We start from the raw sequence: 17,456 nt of genomic DNA on the forward strand, positions 1-17,456 counted from the left end.
ACTAGCGGGGGGCCCACTGCCCACCTGGCGGCGCGGGGCACGCCCGCCCCGGACCGCACCGCGCGGCCGTCGCCGCCCGGTACTTCGCCGCGGCGAGCACGGTCCCCCGGGCGAAGGGCGCTCCGGCCGGGGTGGTCAGCCAGTGGGCCTTCGAGCGGTACCCGGCCAGCGCCCACAGGCAGACGATCCAGGCGGAGGTGCCCTGGTAGACCTGTCCCAGGTCGCCCACCACGGTGATCTCCGCGTACGTGGCGGCGGGGTCCAGCTCCGGGAACCGCCGCCGCGCCTCCGCCGATCCGGCCGGTACGAGGTCCAGCGGGACGAGCTGGCGCTGGCGGCCGAGCCAGTGCCGCAGGTGGGTGCAGAGCGGGCACCGCGCGTCGTAGAGCACGGTGAGCCGGCGGACGGGAGGGGCGGCGGTCACCGGGCTCACTGCCCCGGCGTCGGGGCGGGCGTGGCCCACGGGCCCGTGGGCCCCGGCTTCGTCCAGCCCTGCGGGGGTACGGGCGGGGTCTGCTCGCGCTCCAGTGCGCTCCGGCGGCGGATGCGGCTGAGTACGTACACGTTGCCCAGGTGCATGACGCCGAGGACCAGCAGGACCACGCCGACCTTCACCGAGAGCGCCTCGAACAGCCCGCGGGCGTTCGCCACCCCGTCGGCGTTCTTCAGGTAGAGCGTGACGAAGCCGAGGTTGACCAGGTAGAAGCCGACCACCAGCAGGTGGTTGACGGCTTCGGCGAGCTTCTCGTTCCCGTGCAGTACGTCGGCGAGGAAGACCCGCCCGTTACGGCTGAGGGTGCGGGCGACCCAGACGGTGAGCGCCACACTGATCAGTAGGTAGAGGACGTACGCGACAACAGTGAGGTCCATGCCCCACCCTCCTTTGAACGCGTTCAAAAATGCTCCTGGGCATGACTGTAGACCCCTTCTTGAACATGTTCAAGAAGGGGTCTACAGGTGCGTGCGGTCAGGCTGGGTCAGGCTCGTTCAGAGAGACTTGGGCGGCGGCCCGGGCGATGCCACCGGCTCGACCGGCTCCGGTGGTTCGGTCAGCGCGTCCGCGATCTCCGCGCGCAGCGCCGCACCGTGCAGCGACGGCAGCTCCGCCAGCATCTCGGCCCATTCCTCGGCCGCGCTGTCCACGCCCTCCCGGAGGCCACGCTCGATCGGCCTCCGGGCGAAGAGCAGCCCCACCGCCGCGACCGGCCGCAGCAGCCACCGGCCGCGCACGCTCAGCACGACCGAGACCCGCCAGGTGCCGTCCCCGGCCGGGCGCGGGGTCACCGTGAGCCGGGCCTTGCCCAGCCGGTGCACCGCCTTGCCGATCACCGGGGCCCGGGCCGCCGGCGGCGCCGAGGAGGGCCGGTCCAGCGCCGCCCACCAGGCGTGCAGGTCGGCCTTGGCGCGGCCCGAGAAGCGGTACAGCGAACCGCCCTTCGGGTTGTGCCCGTCGAGGGACACCTCCAGCGCCTTGGGCGTCCGGGGCTCGCGCAGCCGCACCCCCACCCGCACGGACATGCCTTCCTCCGCCACGCGGCTCTCCACCTCGACGGCGCGCGAGGGCCGCCACTCACGCAGGACGGCGACCTCCGGGGCGCCCTCCTCGTCCTTCTCCTCGGGGCTCTCCCCGTACTGCGCCCCCGACTGCAGATGACGCCCCTTCAGCAGCCGGAGGCCGTGTATCGGGCGCCCGTCGGGCAGCAGGATCACGCCGTCCTGCTCCCGGGAGGCGTCGAAGAGGTCCACCACATGCCCGGCGGCCTCCTCGAACCAGGCGCGGTCCAGGGCGGCGACGGTGACCGTGTGCTCGAAACGTGCCATGACGCGGGCCCGGTGCTCAGGCGCTCATCGAGCGGGCCTGGTTGACCTGGCCCATCACGGCGGGGAAGGTGTGCGGGCCGGTCGCCGGGATCATGGTGCCGTGGTGCCGGCCGCCGCTGGTGACCGTGACCTGGACGAACCCGACGGTCCGCTTCTCCTTCATCAGCAGGAAGAGCAGACCGATCAGGCAGAACAGGGCGAAGACGATCGCCAGCACGATCGCGTGCGCCGGGATCTTCTCCTCGGTGCGCGACATGTCGGTGGCCGTCCAGACCGCGCCCTTGAGCGGCATCGTCCCCGAAGGGGTGACGATCGCGTCGCTCATGACCGTGATGTCGCCGATCGACAGCACCGGGACACCGCCCTGAAGAGGCACTTCCTGCGGTACGGGCAGGTACTGGCCCGGCATCGCGGGCTGCGCCGGGTTCGGGTAGCCGTAGCCCGGGCCGGGCTGGGTCGCCGACTCGGGCAGCGGCTGCGGATAGCCGTAAGCGGGCGCGCCGCCCGGCGGCGGGTACCCGTACGCCCGGCCGTCGGCCATCGTCGGCGGGTGGCCGGGGTGCTGCGGGTGGCCGGGCTGCTGCTGGGGAGGACCCCACTTGTACGCGTCGCCAGGCGAAGGAGTCGGCTCGCTCATGGGGATCCCCGTTCTCTGCGTGTGTTCAGCTCCGCACGACCGTACCGTCCGTATCGCCCGGACGCAGCAACGGGCCCCGGCCGCCCCGGTCGTGACGACCGGGGCGGCCGGGGCCCGTGAGGCCCTCGAAGGGGTCAGAAGCGACGCGTGATGAGCGCGCGCTTCACCTCCTGGATCGCCTTGGTGACCTCGATGCCACGCGGGCAGGCGTCCGTGCAGTTGAACGNGCGGGTGGCCGGGCTGCTGCTGGGGAGGACCCCACTTGTACGCGTCGCCAGGCGAAGGAGTCGGCTCGCTCATGGGGATCCCCGTTCTCTGCGTGTGTTCAGCTCCGCACGACCGTACCGTCCGTATCGCCCGGACGCAGCAACGGGCCCCGGCCGCCCCGGTCGTGACGACCGGGGCGGCCGGGGCCCGTGAGGCCCTCGAAGGGGTCAGAAGCGACGCGTGATGAGCGCGCGCTTCACCTCCTGGATCGCCTTGGTGACCTCGATGCCACGCGGGCAGGCGTCCGTGCAGTTGAACGTGGTGCGGCAACGCCACACGCCGTCACGGTCGTTGAGGATCTCCAGCCGCTGCTCGCCGGCCTCGTCGCGCGAGTCGAAGATGAAGCGGTGCGCGTTGACGATCGCCGCCGGGCCGAAGTACTGGCCGTCGTTCCAGAACACCGGGCACGAGGACGTGCACGCGGCGCACAGGATGCACTTGGTGGTGTCGTCGAAGCGCTCGCGGTCCTCGGCGGACTGCAGACGCTCGCGGGTCGGCTCGTTCCCCTTGGTGACGAGGAAGGGCATGACATCGCGGTACGCCTGGAAGAACGGGTCCATGTCGACCACGAGGTCCTTGAGGACCGTGAGGCCCTTGATGGCCTCCACCATGATCGGCTTTTCCGGGTTGATGTCCTTGATCAGCGTCTTGCAGGCGAGCCTGTTCTTGCCGTTGATCCGCATCGCGTCGGAACCGCAGATGCCGTGCGCGCAGGACCGGCGGAACGTCAGGGTCCCGTCGAGCTCCCACTTGATCTTGTGAAGGGCGTCGAGGACACGCTCCTTCGGGTCGATCTCGATCTGGAAGTCCTGCCACTGGACCTCGTCGGAGACCTCCGGGTTGAAGCGGCGGATCCGGAACGTGGCGGTGATGAACGGGGAGTCGGCGAAGCCGGCTTCGGGCTTCGCGGTCCCGTCGGTCTTGTCCAGGGTCGGGGTAGCCATCAGTACTTACGCTCCATCGGCTGGTAGCGGGTCGTCACGACCGGCTTGTAGTCGAGCCGGATCGACTCGGCGCCGTCGGCGGCCACCTCGCGGTACGCCATGGTGTGGCGCATGAAGTTGACGTCGTCGCGGTTCGGGTAGTCCTCGCGGTAGTGACCGCCGCGGGACTCCTTGCGGGCGAGCGCGGAGACCGCCATGACCTCGGCCAGGTCGAGCAGGTTGCCCAGCTCGATGGCCTCCAGCAGGTCGGTGTTGAACCGCTTGCCCTTGTCCTGGATGGACACGTCGAGGTACCGCTCGCGCAGCTCGGCGATCTTGTCGACCGCCGTCTTGATCGTCTGCTCGGTGCGGAACACCATCACGTTGGCGTCCATGCACTCCTGGAGCTCCAGGCGCAGCGTCGCCACGCGCTCGGTGCCCGTGGAGTTGCGCAGCCGCTCCACCTGGTCGGCGACGAGCTGGGCCGGGTTCTCGGGAAGCTCGACGAAGTCGTTCTTCGCCGCGTACTCGGCGGCGGCGATGCCGGAGCGCTTGCCGAAGACGTTGATGTCGAGCAGCGAGTTGGTGCCCAGGCGGTTGGCGCCGTGCACGGAGACACAGGCGACCTCGCCGGCGGCGTACAGGCCCGGGACGACGGTGGTGTTGTCGGCCAGCACCTCGCCCTCGACGTTGGTCGGGATGCCGCCCATGGCGTAGTGCGCGGTCGGCTGGATCGGGATCGGGTCCGTGTAGGGCTCGATGCCGAGGTACGTACGCGCGAACTCCGTGATGTCCGGGAGCTTGGCGTCCAGCTGCTCCGGCGGCAGGTGCGTCAGGTCCAGGTAGACGTGGTCACCGGCCGGACCGCAGCCGCGGCCCTCGCGGATCTCCGTGTAGATGGAGCGCGAGACGACGTCACGGGAGGCCAGGTCCTTCATGACCGGCGCGTACTTCTCCATGAAGCGCTCGCCGTCCTTGTTGCGGAGGATGCCGCCCTCACCGCGGGCGCCCTCCGTCAGCAGGATGCCCATGCGCCAGATGCCCGTCGGGTGGAACTGGAAGAACTCCATGTCCTCCAGCGGCAGGCCGCGCCGGTAGCAGGCGGCCTGGCCGTCGCCGGTCAGGGTGTGCGCGTTGGACGTCACCTTGAAGAACTTGCCGGTGCCGCCGGAGGCGTAGATGACCGACTTCGCCTGGAAGACGTGGATCTCGCCGGTGGCCAGCTCGAACGCGACGACGCCGGCGGACTTCTTGACCCCGTCGACCTCGGTGATCAGCTGGTCCAGGACGTAGAACTCGTTGAAGAACTCCACGCCCTCCTTGACGCAGTTCTGGTACAGCGTCTGGAGGATCATGTGGCCGGTGCGGTCCGCGGCGTAGCAGGACCGGCGGACCGGGGCCTCGCCGTGGCTGCGGGTGTGACCGCCGAAGCGGCGCTGGTCGATGCGGCCCTCGGGCGTCCGGTTGAACGGCAGGCCCATCTTCTCCAGGTCGAGGACGGCGTCGATGGCCTCCTTCGCCAGGATCTCGGCGGCGTCCTGGTCGACCAGGTAGTCGCCGCCCTTGACCGTGTCGAAGGTGTGCCACTCCCAGTTGTCCTCCTCCACGTTGGCGAGCGCGGCGGCCATGCCGCCCTGCGCCGCACCGGTGTGGGAGCGGGTGGGGTAGAGCTTCGTCAGCACGGCGGTACGGCTGCGCTTGGTCGACTCGATGGCCGCGCGCATGCCGGCGCCGCCGGCGCCGACGATGACGGTGTCGTACTTGTGGATCTGCATGGTTTCCTCTGGTCCCTCTGTCCCGGCGCCTAGCGGATGTTCGGGTCGAAGGTGAAGATCACCAGCGTGCCCAGCAGGACGGTGAACACCGTGGCGGTGTACAGGAGCATCTTCAGCCAGAAGCGGGTCTTGTCCCGTTCGGCGTAGTCGTTGATGACCGTACGGAGGCCGTTGGCGCCGTGGAGCATGGCGAGCCAGAGCATCGTCAGGTCCCAGATCTGCCAGAACGGCGAGGCCCAGCGGCCCGCCACGAAGGCGAAGCCGATCTTGGAGACGCCGCCGTCGAGCACCAGCTGGATCAGCAGGTGGCCGATGACGAGGACGGTCAGGAGGATGCCCGACAGGCGCATGAAGAGCCAGGCGTACATCTCGAAGTTGGTGCGCGATCCCTTGGGCGTCTTGCCGGTCCGCTTGCGCGGGGGCTCGATCACCGGGGCCGGGTGGTCAGCGTCGAATCGGCCCAGAGGCCCAACACCCTCGACGTCGCCGATCGCGGCTGCGGAAGAAGTCTCGCTGGACATGGGCCTCAGCTCCCGAAGACGTCGCGTACGGCGTGACCGAGGACGGGGTACAGGGCCCCGACCATCAGCACGATCCAGATGCCCAGCACGGTCCAGAGCATCTGCTTCTGGAAGCGCGGGCCCTTGGCCCAGAAGTCCACGGCGATGATCCGGAGACCGTTCAGCGCGTGGAAGAGAATGGCGGCCACGAGGCCGTATTCGAGGAGCGCGACGATCGGCGTCTTGTACGTGGCCACGACGTCGTCGTAGGCCTCGGGGGAGACGCGGACAAGAGCGGTGTCCAGGACATGTACGAACAGGAAGAAGAAAATGAGGACACCGGTGACTCGATGAGCCACCCAGGACCACATGCCTTCCCGGCCGCGGTACAGCGTTCCAGCCGGCACGGAAGAACCCTCCGGGAGCGGGGATTGGGGTCGGCCGGCTTGACTGTCGGTCTGACCCGGCCGGGTACGGTCCACCGGCCCCGGCCATCGTAGCGACGCTTTGTCGGTTCGTTCACGCCGGGGCCTCTGGTGTGATCAAAGTGGCAATCAAACAGGCACGTACGGGCTAGAGCGGCCCTTGCCGGGCACGGTCCCCGGGGACCCTCCCCGGCCGGGCGCCTCCCGCGTCACCAGCCCTCGGTCACCAGCTCGACCAGCCGGCTCCGGGCGAGACGCCGCAGCTCGTCGGCGGTCACGGCCCGCTCCTCGTCCACCTCGTGCGTCAGCCGCACCCGGATCCCGGCCAGGACCTGGTCCACGTGCTGCGAGGGCGGCCACGCATCCAGGCAGATCACGAAGGAATGGCCGAATCTGCTCTCGTACGCCGCGTGCGCGGCCCGCAGCGCCAGGTGTGCGGCGCGCGGCGCGTCGTGGTGCAGGCAGGGGGCGGGCTCGGCGGCGAGCGCCTCCGCGATGTCGCGGGGCGCCAGGTCGTACCCCGCCTCATCGGAGGCGGCCAGCAGGGACGCCAGGTCGGGGAAGGGGCGGTGGGCGGCCATCCGGTGGGCCCAGCGGCGGCTGCCGCAGCACTCCAGGAGCGCGGCCTCGGCCGTGAGGAAGGGGGCCTCGTTGAACCGGGTGAGCCCGGCCGCCAGGCCGTGGGGTACGCCGAAGCCACCGCTGACCTGCGGTGGGCGGCGGTGCTGCACGGGTATGGCGGAGGGCCCGGCCGGGGGCGTGGACTGCTTGGGCAGGCCGGCGGGGGACTCGCTGGACCTGGACAGCGTGAACTCCTCGAATCAACGACATCTGTGACCCTGAAAGAGGGGCAGAAGGGCAGAAAGGTTGCCCGACGGGGGCGTACGCGGGGTGGAAGTGGGCGCGAGTGGGACGTTCGCGGGGTGGAAGTGAAGGGAGAGGCGAATGTGCCGCAACGCTAGCGAGACCGGTCGGCGGCCGTCCGGGGAAACGGCCGAAAATCACCCGAACGGGAGAGTTTCGGAACGTTTGACGGCCGCCTGACCTGCGAGACCCGGGGTTCTGTACGCTCCGCGCTCGTCCTCGGTGGGCGGATCGTCAGCAAAAATGTCAACCTTTCAGCCTATTCACTCACCCCTGCCCCCCACCTGTCACCTGGCCCCTATTCCGGAGGAATCTGAACGATGTCGCCCACGCGTGGTGCCCTCGTCACCGGCGCGGCCGTCACGGCCGCGGCCGCCGTCGTCCTCACCGTCGTCGTCTGGCCGGAAGGCTCCGGCAGCCATCCCTCCCGCGACGCGGCGTCCCCGTCCGGGACATCCGCCACGGCGGCTGCCCCGTCGCCCTCCCGCAGCTACCCGCTCTCCAGCACGCCGAGCGTTATCCCGGCGGTCCGCGAGCACACCGCCGAGCGCGGTCCTGGCTGGCAGCCGGGCAAGGACAGCTCGATCGTCATAGCCAAGGGCAGCCAGGTGCTCGCCGACGAGGCCCAGCTGCTCGCCAAGGAGCTGAAGCTCCCTTACCGGGGGCCGCGGGCGCCCCGCGAGGGGGACGTCGAGCTGGCGCTCGGCGCGAAGGGCAAGGGGCCGGCCGAGTCGTACACCCTCACCGTCCGCGACCGTAAGGTGAAGATCACCGGCCCCGACGAGTCGGGCGTGTTCTACGGCACCCGCACCCTCAAGCAGTCCCTCAAGGCCGACAGGACCGTGCCCGAGGGCGTCGTCAACGACCGGCCCGACCGGCCGCAGCGCGGGCTCAACCTCGACATCGCGCGCAAGCACTACAGCGCGGAGTGGATCGAGGACCGCGTACGCGAGATGGGCGACCTCAAGCTCAACCAGCTCGGCCTGCACTTCTCCGACGACCAGGGCTTCCGGATCGAGTCCGAGACCCACCCCGAGGTCGTCTCGGACGAGGCCCTCACCCAGGACGAGGTCCGCCGCATCGTCGGCCTCGCCAACAGCCTGCACATCGAGGTCGTCCCCGAGATCGACTCGCCCGGACACCTCGGCGCGGTGCTGCGCGCCCACCCCGACCTCCAGCTCCGCAACACCCAGGGCCGGGAGTCGCGGGGGTCCATCGACATCTCCAAGCCGGGCGCGGCGAAGCTGATCGACGAGCTGCTGGACGAGTACACCGAGCTGTTCCCCGGGAAGTACTGGCACCTGGGCGCCGACGAGTACCAGGCGCTGATGGTCCGCGACCCGGCCGCCTCCTACCCGCAGCTCCAGCGGGCCGCCGAGCTGAAGCACGGCTCGGGCGCCACCATCGAGGACCTCGCCACGGGCTGGCTGAACGACCGGGCGGCGGTGGTCGAGCCCAAGGGCCGCACCGCCAAGGCGTGGAACGACGGCCTTTTCCGCGACTCGGAGGTCAAGGCCGACAAGAACATCGAGATCGAGTACTGGACCGGCAAGGAGATCGGCGCCCGGCCCCCGCAGGAGTACCTCGCCGAGGGCTACAAGCTGCTCAACCTCAACGACGAGTTCCTGTACTACGTGCTCGGCGAGCCGAACGAGTTCGTCTACCCGACCGGCAAGCGGATCTACGAGCAGTGGACCCCGATGGTGCTGCGCGGCACCGAGCCGGTGGCGGAGCGCTGGTCGCCGCAGATCCTCGGCGGCCGGTTCGCGGTCTGGGGCGACCTGCCGAACGCGCAGACCACGCAGCAGGTCGCGGACGGCATCAGGATGCCGCTCGTCGCGACCTCGCAGAAGTTGTGGGACCCGCGGAAGCCCGAGCTGACCTGGGCACAGTTCCAGGAGCTGGCAGCCCGGACGGGCAGCGCGGGCTGACGGCACCCCGGGGCGGCCTGCGGACCGTAGGCCTTGGATCGCCTTTGGACAGCGGGGGCGTCCACGGGCTACGGTCCGCCGACCGCGCACTCCTGGGGAGGGACGTGAGAGGTCGCCGACCGCGATCACGCCCCGGGGGAACGCCTCATGCCCTGCACCCGCTGCCGCATCAGAACGGCCGTCACCGACGACGGCCTCTGCACCTTCTGCTCGGGCACCCGGCCCCCGCCGCCCGACGACATGACGCCGCGGGCCACCCGCCCCGGCGGCTGGGGCGTCGGCGACTGGCCGCGCTCACCGGTCGGCCTGTCCTGGGCGGTAACCGCCCTGCTCGGTACGGTCATCGCCACCGACCTGGTCGCCATCGGCACCGGACTCCACCTGCGCTCCATGTGGCAGGGCCTCGCCGACGCCGGCGGGCAGCCGGGTCCAGTCGGCCGACCAGCTCCACGACGTCGTCACGGACTACCAACCGGCCGTCTTCCTGGCCACCGGGATCCTCTTCGTCCTCTGGTTCCACCGGGCCCGCCGCAACGCCGAGGTCTTCGACCTGAGCGTGCAGAAGATGGGCCCGGGCTGGGCCGTGGGCGGCTGGTTCGTCCCCGTCGCCAACCTCTGGTTCCCCTACCGGGTGGCCGAGGGGATCTGGACGGGCAGCGCCCCCATCGGCCCGGAGGGCGGCCGGGTGGCCGTCCCGCGGGCCCTGCTCAACTTCTGGTGGGCCCTGTGGGTCGCGTCGCTCCTGTCCGACCAGATCACCGCACAGGCGCTGGACGATGCGGAGAAGCCGGAGCAGTTCGCGCGGGGCCTCGGGCTGGTGGCCGTGGCCGACGCGGTGGAGATCGTCGCCGCGGTCCTGGCGATCCTGTTCGTCCGCGCCCTGACCCGGATGCAGGTGGAACGCGCCGCGCACGTCCCGGCTCCCGCCCCCGCGGTCCCGGGCGCTCACGGCTGACAGCCGCTAGAAGTGACGCTTTTCAGCCATTCGGCGCAGTACGCGGTAGACCGAGGGAGACGTCGATGAGTCTGCTGGAACTGATCGGACGCGCCGACGAGCGAGCGCTCGCCGCCAGTGCTGTGGCCTGCCTGGACCGCTGCCTGCCACTGCTGGCGGGACCGGACGGGCCCGAACCGCTGCGCCCGCTCTGGGCGAGCTGCGAGGACGGGCGGGAATGGGCCATCCGCCTCGCGGCCGTCCGTACGGCGATGGACGCCGAGGCCGTCAGCGACGGGCCGGCCGCACGGGTGCGCGCGATGCTGGGGGCCGCCCCCTCCGACTTCGACCCCGTACCGCTGCGGGAGTGGGCCGACGCCTGCTCGCTGGTCGCGCTGGAGATCCATGGCCGGTTCGACGCCCCGGACGGGGAGCCCCCGCGGGGCGCGGCCGACCTGCTGAAGGCGGCACGTGGCGGCGAGGCGGACGGCGTGGGGCCGCTGGTGGCGGGGGAGTTGGAGCGGCAGGTCCGGATCCTGGAGATCCTCGCGGAGACCGCCGGCACGGCGGGCAGCGGGGCCGGGGTGCGCAAGGCCCTGGATCTGTCCACGGAGGGGCGCCGGGTCCTTCGCGCGGTGATGTCGCGACGGGCCCGCGTCAGGGGCTGACGGCGAGAACCCGTGCATCGCAAGGACCTCGGAGAGCCGTTCTCACCGGGCAGGAAATAACTGCGGGATCGGACAATGCGGTCCTCGAATTCGGAGGCAGTGCGCCGCACTTGAACAGTTCCGGACGCTGTGCTTGGCTCCATGCTCAATGGGCGAGCAGGGGGATGTTCTTGCGCCGCTGTCGCCGGGGTGCTCGGGTAAGGCAGGAGGCAGAACATGGCGCGTTCCGTTCTCGTTACCGGGGGGAATCGCGGAATAGGGAGAGCGATAGCTCTTTCCTTTGCCGAGGCGGGGGACCGGGTCGCTGTCACCCATCGGGCGGGCACACCGCCGCGCGGGGTGTTGGGAGTTCGGTGCGACGTCAGGGACAGTGATCAGGTGGACCTCGCGTTCAAGCAGGTGGAAGAGGAGAACGGGCCCGTCGAGGTGCTCGTGGCCAATGCGGGCGTCACCCGGGACAGGCTGCTGGCCGTGATGCGTGACGAGGACTTCTCCTCGGTGTTCGACACCAATGTGGGGGGCGCGTTCCGGGTTTCGCGGCGCGCGCTGTATCCGATGATGCGTGCCCGGTGTGGACGTATCGTTCTGATCTCGTCCGTGGCTGGAATGCTGGGTTCCGCAGGGCAGACGAATTACGCGGCGTCGAAAGCGGCGATCATCGGGTTCGCCCGTTCACTGGCGCGTGAGGTCGCGTCGCGCAACATCACGGTGAATGTGATCGCGCCAGGAATCATCGACACCGATATGACAGCCGCGCTCCCTGAGCGACGGCAGAAGGAAATGCGGGGGGCTGTGCCGCTCGGGCGGAGCGGCACGGCCGACGAGGTGGCGCGGGTGGTGCGCTTCATCGCCGGCCCGGACGCCGGATACGTCACGGGCGCGGTCATCCCCGTGGACGGTGGTCTCGGCATGGGGCACTGAACGGGGCGAGACCCGTGCGTCAGCGTCCCGCGGGTTCCCCCCGGCCTCCGTCCGCAAGGCCGCGGACCGTGCGTTCGAGGCCCGCCCGCAGCGTCACGGTCGGCTTCCACCCCGTCACCCCGTGGAACGCCGAGGCGTCCACGGTGTAGCTGTGGAAGTCGGGTGGCGTGGCGTGGGCGGGCGGGTCGACGGTGATGACCGGAACGGCCGCCCGGCCGTTCCGCTCCGCCACGACCTCGGCGACCAGGGTGAACAGGTCGAGGAGGCTGGTGGGCTGCGCGGTCCCCACCACCCAGTGCCTCCCGGCCAGTGCGTCGGCGTGGTCCAGGGCGGTGACGAGCGCTCGGGCGGCATCGGTCACGTACAGCATGTCCCGTGCGATCGCCCCGTCCCGCCAGACCGTCAACGGCTCACCCGCCAGGGCTCTGCGGGCCATCGCGGTCACGACACCCCGGTCGACCGCGGTCGGGACCGGGCAGTCCCCGAACACGGTGGGCAGCCGCACCGAGACGGCCCTGAGGACGCCCTCGGCCGTGGCCGCCAGCAGCGCCTGCTCCGCCAGGAGCTTGTGCCGGTCGTACACGCTGGCCGGACGGTCCGGTTCACTGCCGTCGATGCGGTCGGCCGACGTCAGCCCCACCTGACTCGTGGAGCCGATGAACAGGCAGGTCAGGGGGCGTCCGCCGGGCCGCTCGCGCGCCACGTCGATCAGGTCGTGCACCATGCCCACGTTGACCCTCTCGCTCATGGGGTCGTTTCCCGTGCGCCAGGCGTGGCTGTCCGTGCGGTGACAGATCAGATGCACCACCGCGTCGGCGCCCGCGAGGGCGCTGCGCAGGTTGTCGGGGCGCGTCAGGTCGGCGGCCCTCGTCTCCACATCGGCGATGCCGGGCGGCACCGCGCCGGCACGCCGGGCCACGAGGCGAAGACGTACCGAGGTACGCGCGAGCATGGCCGCGACCGCGGAGCCGAGGAACCCTGAGGCTCCCAGCACGGTGATCAATGGCGTACGCCCTGGGGCCGCGCTCATCGACGGTCCGTCCGGTGCCGTGCTCATCGGACCACCCCGGATGGCAGGCCGGGGACCGCGGAGCACAGCTTCGCCTCCAGTTCCAGGCAGGTGGCGTAGTCCGGCAGCAGCCCCGACTCCTGGGCCTGTGCCAGGGTGGGAGCCGAGCGGTCACGAGGGGAGAGCACAGGGGGTGGGCTCTGCGTGACCGGCAGCTTCAGCACCGGGTCGAACACCGAGACGGCCTTCTCGTCCTCGGGCGAGTAACCGCCCGAGAGCAGGTACGACATCACGGTGTCGTCCTCCAGGGCACTGAACGCATGTCCGACACCCAGAGGCAGGTAGACGGCGCGGAACTCCTGCGCGTCGAGCAGCACGGAGTCCCACTGCCCGAACGTGGGGGAGCCCACCCGTACGTCGACCACCATGTCGAGGACCCGGCCCTGAGCGCAGTAGACGTAGGTGGCCATGCCCGGAGGCGCGGCGGTGTAGTGGACGCCGCGCACCACACCGCGCCGCGAGCGGCTGTGCGCGGTCTGGACGGGTGGGAACGGAGGAAGACCCACCGCCTCGGTGTACGGGTCGCGTTGGAACGGGGCGACGAACAGGCCGCGTTCGTCCGGGAAGACGGTCGGGGTGAAGACGCGGGCTCCGAGGACGCCCATGGTTTTCCACTGCAAGGAGTGACCCTTTCGGTCGGTGCGGTCCTGCGGTCCTGTGGTCGGCGCGATCACGCCGTTGGGTCGGTCCGTGAGCGGGCTCGGGGCTCTCACCACAGGCTGTGCAGGCAGGCCAGCAGACTGCGTGCCTCGACGTTGACGTAGTAGCCCTGCCGCGTCAGTTCCCGTAACTGAGAAATCGTCAGCCACCGGTAGTCCTCGGGCACGTCGGTCGTGACGTCGGCGCCGACATCGATCACTCGGTGATGGGTGATCGCCCGGTGGAACCGGCCGCCCTCCTCCGAGTGCCGGGCGTCGTAGCGGACGCGGGCCGGGTCCTGGGTCTCCGCCAGGGCGTCGAAGGGGCCCGGCGGTTCGTCGATGTGGTGCCGGTGGACGGTCGGCGCCAACTCCAGCAGGTCGTGGAGCCCTGGCTCGGCGCGTGCCTGGACGAGCAGGTGCAGGGCTCCGTCGAGGACGCGTACCAGGAAGGTCGCCACCCCCTGCCCCCGGGGCGCGAGCAAGGGCTGCGACCAGCCCGGCACCTCCCGGCCGGTCGCCGCCACGTGTACGGCGATGATCCGGAAGGCCTTGCCGGCGTCGTCGCCCAGCTCTCCGTGCGTCCGCGTCCACCCGTCGATGTCGGCGAGCGGTACCAGCCGGGCGTGCGAGGCGCACCGGCTCTTGGCGTCGTTCAGCCAACTGCGCACCTCCTGTTCGGAGTGGCGTCCGGCGGAGGCGTCGCGGTAGGACCGGGCGAGCGCTCGGACGAACGGGTCTTCGCTGTCGAGGGGCGGGCGGAACAACGGCGCGCTGCCCAGCACCGACCGGGCGTCCATGTTGACCAGGTGGTCCGACCGGAGCAACCGCCGCAGCCCGTCCAGTTCCACCCAGTGGTAGTCCGGGTGCTCGGCCACGTCGGCCGTGGTCTCCACCAGCATGTTGCGGTTGCGCTTGCGCCAGAACCACGCCCCCTGCTCGGACTGGAGCGAGTCCACCAGCACCCGGCCCCGGCGGTGGCCGGCGAAGTGCTCCAGGTGGCGGGTCGCCGCGCCGCGGTGCACCCGCGTGTAGTTGCTGCGGGTGGCCTGCACCGTCGGCGACAGCTGCACCGAGCCGACGTTCCCGGGCTCGGCCTTCGCCTGCATCAGAGCGTGTGGCACGCCGCCGAGCCGCTTGACCAGGATGCCCAGCATCCCGATCTCGGGCTGGGAGATGACCGGTTGGTCCCGAACGGACCCGTCGGCGTCGTACCGGCGCATCCCGGTGACCGAGAAGAACCGGCCACTGGTGTGGACCAGGTCGCCGCAGTCCGGTGCGAAGTGCCACTGGGCGAGGTCGGCGAAGGGGGCGGGCGTGACCGTCAGCGGAGCCGTGCGCCGACGTTCCTCCCACCACCGGGAGAAGGAGTCGTTCACGGAGGTGCGCGGCGGGCGGTCACAGAACTCCTGCACAGCGGCTGCCTCCTCTGGGCCGGTGGACGGGAAGCGTCGGGGTGCGGCCGGGTCACAGCTGGGCCAGCACCTCTCGCAGGGCCTCTATGACGCGGTCCTGGTCGGCCCGGCGCAGCGACGGGTACATCGGCAGGGAGAAGATCTCCCCCGCCAGTTCTTCGGTCACCGGCAGGTCGCCCTGCCGGTAGCCGAGGTGGGCGAAGCCGCGCATCGTGTGCACCGGCCAGGGATAGCTGACGTTCAGAGAGATGCCGCGGCGCTCCAGTTCGCGCAGGATGGCCTCACGCTGCGCATGGCGCACCACGTACAGGTAGTACACGTGGTCGTTGCCGGGTGCCGTCGTCGGCAGTACCAGGCCCGTGTCGGCAAGGGCCTGCGCGTAGCGGTCGGCCACGGCGCGCCGCCCCGCGATGTAGGAGTCCAGCCGGGTCAGCTTGCGCCGCAGGATCTCCGCCTGCACCTCGTCCAGTCGGCTGTTGTGACCCGGTGTCGCCTCGACGTAGTAGCGGTTCTCCATGCCGTAGTACCGCAGCCTGCGCAGGGTCTCGGCTGTCTCGCCCCGGCCCGTGAGGACGGCACCGCCGTCGCCGTAGGCGCCCAGCACCTTCGTCGGGTAGAAGGAGAAGGCCGCGGCGGCGCCGGTGGTCCCGGCGATCCTGCCGTGGTGGCGCGCCCCGTGGGCCTGCGCACAGTCCTCGACGAGCGCCAGGCCATGGGACCGTGCGCACTCCTCCAGCGGGGCCAGGTCGACGCACTGGCCGTAGAGGTGGACGGGCAGCAGGGCGCGGGTCCGTTCGGTGACGGCCTTGGGCACCTGGCCCACGTCCATCAGGTACGTGTCCGGGTCGACGTCGACGAACACGGGTACGGCTCCGACCGCGTCGATGGCGACGACGGTCGGAGCCGCGGTGTTGGAGACGGTGATGACCTCGTCCCCCGGCCGCACGCCCACCGCGCGCAGGGCGAGGACGAGCGCGTTGGTCCCGTTGTCCACGGTGACGCAGTGTCCGCCGCCGTGGTAGGCGGCGAACTCGTCCTCGAAGCCCCGCACGCTTTCGCCCAGAATCAGCCGACCGGAACGGAACACGCTCTCCACGGCGTCGAGGATGTCGTCGCGTTCCGCGTGGAACTCGTTCAGGTAGTCCCAGACAGCGAGGGTCATGGCCGAGAAGCTCCGTTCTCCTGGTGGTGTTCGGAAGGACCCGGGGTGAGCTGTACGGCGGACTCGGCCTGCCGAACGGCCTCGGCGGACTCGTCCAGCACGGAGATGATCCACGCGGCGAGTTCCTGGCCCCGGTCGGCCGCGGCTTGTTCCCAACGGTTCCGGCGCTCGGCGGTGACGTCCACCCGGACGTTGGAGGGCAGCTTCTCGGACGGCGGGCGCAGCCCGGCCTTGATGCGTCGGCGTAGCTCGTTCCGCGACCAACCGAACCGTTCGGCCTGGCTGAGCCAGTTGTCCTGCATCTCGCCGTTGAGGCCCGCCACCTCGGCGTGGTGCTGGAAGCTCAGCCGGTCCCGTCTGCGATCCACGCTGAACTGGCCGGCGACCCACGCGTAGTTCCGGAGCGTCTGGTAACTGAGCGAGGTTTCGGCGATGGCGTGTTTGTAGCGATCCGGGTAGTGCTGCTGGCCGTAGATCAGCCAATCGCCGAACCACCATCCGGACGAGTCGTTGATGACGTAGATGTGCTGGCCGAGATCGCGCCACTGATCCATCGGCATATGGGGTGGGAGGGTGAGGGAGGTGCGACCGGTGCGTGCGGCTCCCGGGCGTCCCGGCGAAAAGTTACCGGAATTCCGGCCCCCTCTTTCGGGGGTTCCTCTCTCGCTGATCCGTACGCGTCCGTTTGGAGTATTGGGTAAGATGCGCTCCATATTTGGCGAAACCCCCGGTTCGCGATGATCTTGGTAAAGGCTCTTGATCCGGACGATCCGCAGTCTGCCTCACTCGTTCGAGCGACGTCTAGCGTCTGTTAACGGGGGGAATTCTCCGACGGGCTGCGGGGGGCGGGGTCCGCGGAGTTTTCGGCGAGGTCGACGCGGTCACGGTGGTGCGATTCGCGGGCCGACGCCTTATTGATCTTGGGGGCCGTGAGGGCGACAGCCCGCTGCGGGCTGCGCTCTACCTTCTACCTTGCGCTTGTCTGTTCGGGCACGGGAGGCGGTGCAATCTCCACCGGTCGCGTCCTGTCCCGCCGGCGGGACAGGACGCCCCGTGTCCGCCGACGGCGTACCCCGGTTCCGTCGTCCATGCCGGAAGCGGCGCCCCATTGGCAGGCGGCGCGTCACGCGCCGCCTGAACGAATTGCTTGACGGCCGTGGGAAGAAAGGAATAGGAGATACCTATGAAAACTTCCGAAGAAGAGGATAATCGTCTCGCGTTTGTCGCCCGGACCGTCGAAGAGGTGTCGGGTGTTCCCGCCTCCGAGGTGTCGCCGGAGAAACTCTTGGTGGATGAGTTGGAAATCGACTCCCTCTCCCTGGTGGAAATTACCTTCACACTCCAGAAGGTGGCGGGCTTGGAGATCCCCGAGGAGGAGATGGCCGGCGTGCGCAGTGTCGCGGACCTCGTCGACCTCTTGCCGCGAAACCAATCGTTCTAGCTGATTTGTCCGGTTCGTGGTGCGGGTTGGCCGTGTTCGGCCCGCCTTCGCGCCATCCGACGTGA

19 protein-coding genes and 2 pseudogenes are annotated in these 17,456 nt (G+C 70.2%); 5 read left to right on the forward strand and 16 right to left on the reverse strand.

Annotated features, from left to right (window positions below):
- Nucleotide 1: 1 nt before the first annotated feature.
- The 10 genes and pseudogenes from AMK21_RS14605 to AMK21_RS14645 all read right to left on the reverse strand — a co-directional run bounded on the left by AMK21_RS14605 (nt 2) and on the right by AMK21_RS14645 (nt 7,085).
- Nucleotides 2-433, reverse strand: coding sequence for a thiol-disulfide oxidoreductase DCC family protein (locus AMK21_RS14605; RefSeq protein WP_079181160.1), 432 nt, complete (start codon nt 431-433; stop codon nt 2-4).
- Nucleotides 430-870, reverse strand: coding sequence for a hypothetical protein (locus AMK21_RS14610; protein ID WP_073877828.1), 441 nt, complete (start codon nt 868-870; stop codon nt 430-432). Before AMK21_RS14610 ends, AMK21_RS14605 begins: the two co-directional genes overlap by 4 nt.
- Before the next feature lie 117 nt (nt 871-987).
- Complete coding sequence (locus AMK21_RS14615) at nt 988-1,821, reverse strand: hypothetical protein (RefSeq protein WP_073877830.1); 834 nt, start codon at nt 1,819-1,821, stop codon at nt 988-990.
- Nucleotides 1,822-1,837: 16 nt separating this feature from the next.
- A complete protein-coding gene (locus tag AMK21_RS14620; protein WP_073877832.1) occupies nt 1,838-2,458 on the reverse strand; it encodes a hypothetical protein in 621 nt (206 codons plus the stop codon).
- Nucleotides 2,459-2,592: 134 nt separating this feature from the next.
- Nucleotides 2,593-2,684: pseudogene (locus tag AMK21_RS34315) on the reverse strand (succinate dehydrogenase iron-sulfur subunit); the annotation flags it as partial.
- A gap of 208 nt (nt 2,685-2,892) precedes the next feature.
- On the reverse strand, nt 2,893-3,669 hold the full coding sequence (locus AMK21_RS14625) for a succinate dehydrogenase iron-sulfur subunit (protein ID WP_073877834.1): 777 nt from the start codon (nt 3,667-3,669) through the stop codon (nt 2,893-2,895).
- Nucleotides 3,669-5,423, reverse strand: coding sequence for a succinate dehydrogenase flavoprotein subunit (sdhA, locus tag AMK21_RS14630; protein WP_073877836.1), 1,755 nt, complete (start codon nt 5,421-5,423; stop codon nt 3,669-3,671). Before sdhA ends, AMK21_RS14625 begins: the two co-directional genes overlap by 1 nt.
- A 29-nt stretch (nt 5,424-5,452) precedes the next feature.
- Nucleotides 5,453-5,944 (reverse strand): succinate dehydrogenase hydrophobic membrane anchor subunit, encoded by a 492-nt coding sequence (locus AMK21_RS14635; protein ID WP_073877838.1) that lies wholly within the window; start codon nt 5,942-5,944, stop codon nt 5,453-5,455.
- A gap of 5 nt (nt 5,945-5,949) precedes the next feature.
- Entirely contained in the window at nt 5,950-6,330 is a 381-nt protein-coding gene (sdhC, locus tag AMK21_RS14640) for a succinate dehydrogenase, cytochrome b556 subunit (RefSeq protein WP_010058610.1), read from the reverse strand.
- 227 nt (nt 6,331-6,557) lie between these two features.
- Complete coding sequence (locus AMK21_RS14645) at nt 6,558-7,085, reverse strand: 2-oxo-4-hydroxy-4-carboxy-5-ureidoimidazoline decarboxylase (protein ID WP_374194644.1); 528 nt, start codon at nt 7,083-7,085, stop codon at nt 6,558-6,560.
- A gap of 447 nt (nt 7,086-7,532) precedes the next feature.
- On the opposite strand from AMK21_RS14645, the gene AMK21_RS14650 reads away from it, so the two are divergent.
- On the forward strand, nt 7,533-9,143 hold the full coding sequence (locus tag AMK21_RS14650) for a family 20 glycosylhydrolase (RefSeq protein ID WP_073877842.1): 1,611 nt from the start codon (nt 7,533-7,535) through the stop codon (nt 9,141-9,143).
- A 294-nt stretch (nt 9,144-9,437) separates the two neighbouring features.
- Here AMK21_RS14650 and AMK21_RS36875 read toward each other — a convergent pair whose 3' ends face one another.
- Nucleotides 9,438-9,605, reverse strand: coding sequence for a hypothetical protein (locus tag AMK21_RS36875; protein WP_324613895.1), 168 nt, complete (start codon nt 9,603-9,605; stop codon nt 9,438-9,440).
- 19 nt (nt 9,606-9,624) lie between these two features.
- Between AMK21_RS36875 and AMK21_RS36880 the strand changes: the two are divergent.
- From AMK21_RS36880 to fabG, 3 genes and pseudogenes are all read left to right on the forward strand, one after another.
- A pseudogene (locus AMK21_RS36880) lies at nt 9,625-10,098 on the forward strand (DUF4328 domain-containing protein); the annotation flags it as partial.
- A 65-nt stretch (nt 10,099-10,163) separates the two neighbouring features.
- Nucleotides 10,164-10,745, forward strand: coding sequence for a hypothetical protein (locus tag AMK21_RS14660; RefSeq protein ID WP_073877844.1), 582 nt, complete (start codon nt 10,164-10,166; stop codon nt 10,743-10,745).
- Nucleotides 10,746-10,961: 216 nt separating this feature from the next.
- The gene (gene fabG, locus AMK21_RS14665; protein WP_073877846.1) at nt 10,962-11,666 is read left to right on the forward strand and encodes a 3-oxoacyl-ACP reductase FabG; all 705 of its coding nucleotides are present in this window, start codon (nt 10,962-10,964) and stop codon (nt 11,664-11,666) included.
- A 19-nt stretch (nt 11,667-11,685) separates the two neighbouring features.
- Here the strand turns inward: fabG and AMK21_RS14670 are convergent, their stop codons facing one another.
- The 5 genes from AMK21_RS14670 to AMK21_RS14690 all read right to left on the reverse strand — a co-directional run bounded on the left by AMK21_RS14670 (nt 11,686) and on the right by AMK21_RS14690 (nt 16,663).
- Nucleotides 11,686-12,723 (reverse strand): NAD-dependent epimerase/dehydratase family protein, encoded by a 1,038-nt coding sequence (locus tag AMK21_RS14670; protein ID WP_234421934.1) that lies wholly within the window; start codon nt 12,721-12,723, stop codon nt 11,686-11,688.
- On the reverse strand, nt 12,720-13,355 hold the full coding sequence (locus AMK21_RS14675) for a dTDP-4-dehydrorhamnose 3,5-epimerase family protein (protein WP_143194865.1): 636 nt from the start codon (nt 13,353-13,355) through the stop codon (nt 12,720-12,722). The genes AMK21_RS14670 and AMK21_RS14675 overlap by 4 nt, the downstream gene beginning before the upstream one ends.
- Before the next feature lie 89 nt (nt 13,356-13,444).
- Nucleotides 13,445-14,788: an NDP-hexose 2,3-dehydratase family protein gene (locus tag AMK21_RS14680; RefSeq protein ID WP_073877852.1), complete on the reverse strand. Its 1,344-nt coding sequence runs from the start codon at nt 14,786-14,788 to the stop codon at nt 13,445-13,447.
- 52 nt (nt 14,789-14,840) lie between these two features.
- Nucleotides 14,841-15,950, reverse strand: coding sequence for a DegT/DnrJ/EryC1/StrS family aminotransferase (locus AMK21_RS14685; protein WP_073877854.1), 1,110 nt, complete (start codon nt 15,948-15,950; stop codon nt 14,841-14,843).
- The gene (locus tag AMK21_RS14690; protein WP_199863192.1) at nt 15,947-16,663 is read right to left on the reverse strand and encodes an LmbU family transcriptional regulator; all 717 of its coding nucleotides are present in this window, start codon (nt 16,661-16,663) and stop codon (nt 15,947-15,949) included. Before AMK21_RS14690 ends, AMK21_RS14685 begins: the two co-directional genes overlap by 4 nt.
- 470 nt (nt 16,664-17,133) lie before the next feature.
- On the opposite strand from AMK21_RS14690, the gene AMK21_RS14695 reads away from it, so the two are divergent.
- Nucleotides 17,134-17,391: an acyl carrier protein gene (locus tag AMK21_RS14695; protein WP_073877858.1), complete on the forward strand. Its 258-nt coding sequence runs from the start codon at nt 17,134-17,136 to the stop codon at nt 17,389-17,391.
- Nucleotides 17,392-17,456 lie beyond the last annotated feature (65 nt).

Origin of the sequence: Streptomyces sp. CB00316 (assembly GCF_001905595.1) — a bacterium.
Lineage (GTDB): Bacteria > Actinomycetota > Actinomycetes > Streptomycetales > Streptomycetaceae > Streptomyces.

What these genes read in the sequence shown, in the direction of transcription:
- AMK21_RS14695 (WP_073877858.1), top strand. Translation starts at nt 17,134, where the DNA reads ATGAAAACTTCCGAAGAAGAGGATAATCGTCTCGCGTTTGTCGCCCGG.
- AMK21_RS14615 (WP_073877830.1), bottom strand. Translation starts at nt 1,821, where the DNA reads ATGGCACGTTTCGAGCACACGGTCACCGTCGCCGCCCTGGACCGCGCC.
- AMK21_RS14670 (WP_234421934.1), bottom strand. Translation starts at nt 12,723, where the DNA reads ATGAGCACGGCACCGGACGGACCGTCGATGAGCGCGGCCCCAGGGCGT.
- AMK21_RS14685 (WP_073877854.1), bottom strand. Translation starts at nt 15,950, where the DNA reads ATGACCCTCGCTGTCTGGGACTACCTGAACGAGTTCCACGCGGAACGC.
- AMK21_RS14635 (WP_073877838.1), bottom strand. Translation starts at nt 5,944, where the DNA reads ATGTCCAGCGAGACTTCTTCCGCAGCCGCGATCGGCGACGTCGAGGGT.
- AMK21_RS14660 (WP_073877844.1), top strand. Translation starts at nt 10,164, where the DNA reads ATGAGTCTGCTGGAACTGATCGGACGCGCCGACGAGCGAGCGCTCGCC.
- AMK21_RS14650 (WP_073877842.1), top strand. Translation starts at nt 7,533, where the DNA reads ATGTCGCCCACGCGTGGTGCCCTCGTCACCGGCGCGGCCGTCACGGCC.
- AMK21_RS14690 (WP_199863192.1), bottom strand. Translation starts at nt 16,663, where the DNA reads ATGGAGCGCATCTTACCCAATACTCCAAACGGACGCGTACGGATCAGC.
- AMK21_RS14610 (WP_073877828.1), bottom strand. Translation starts at nt 870, where the DNA reads ATGGACCTCACTGTTGTCGCGTACGTCCTCTACCTACTGATCAGTGTG.
- fabG (WP_073877846.1), top strand. Translation starts at nt 10,962, where the DNA reads ATGGCGCGTTCCGTTCTCGTTACCGGGGGGAATCGCGGAATAGGGAGA.
- AMK21_RS14625 (WP_073877834.1), bottom strand. Translation starts at nt 3,669, where the DNA reads ATGGCTACCCCGACCCTGGACAAGACCGACGGGACCGCGAAGCCCGAA.
- sdhA (WP_073877836.1), bottom strand. Translation starts at nt 5,423, where the DNA reads ATGCAGATCCACAAGTACGACACCGTCATCGTCGGCGCCGGCGGCGCC.
- AMK21_RS14620 (WP_073877832.1), bottom strand. Translation starts at nt 2,458, where the DNA reads ATGAGCGAGCCGACTCCTTCGCCTGGCGACGCGTACAAGTGGGGTCCT.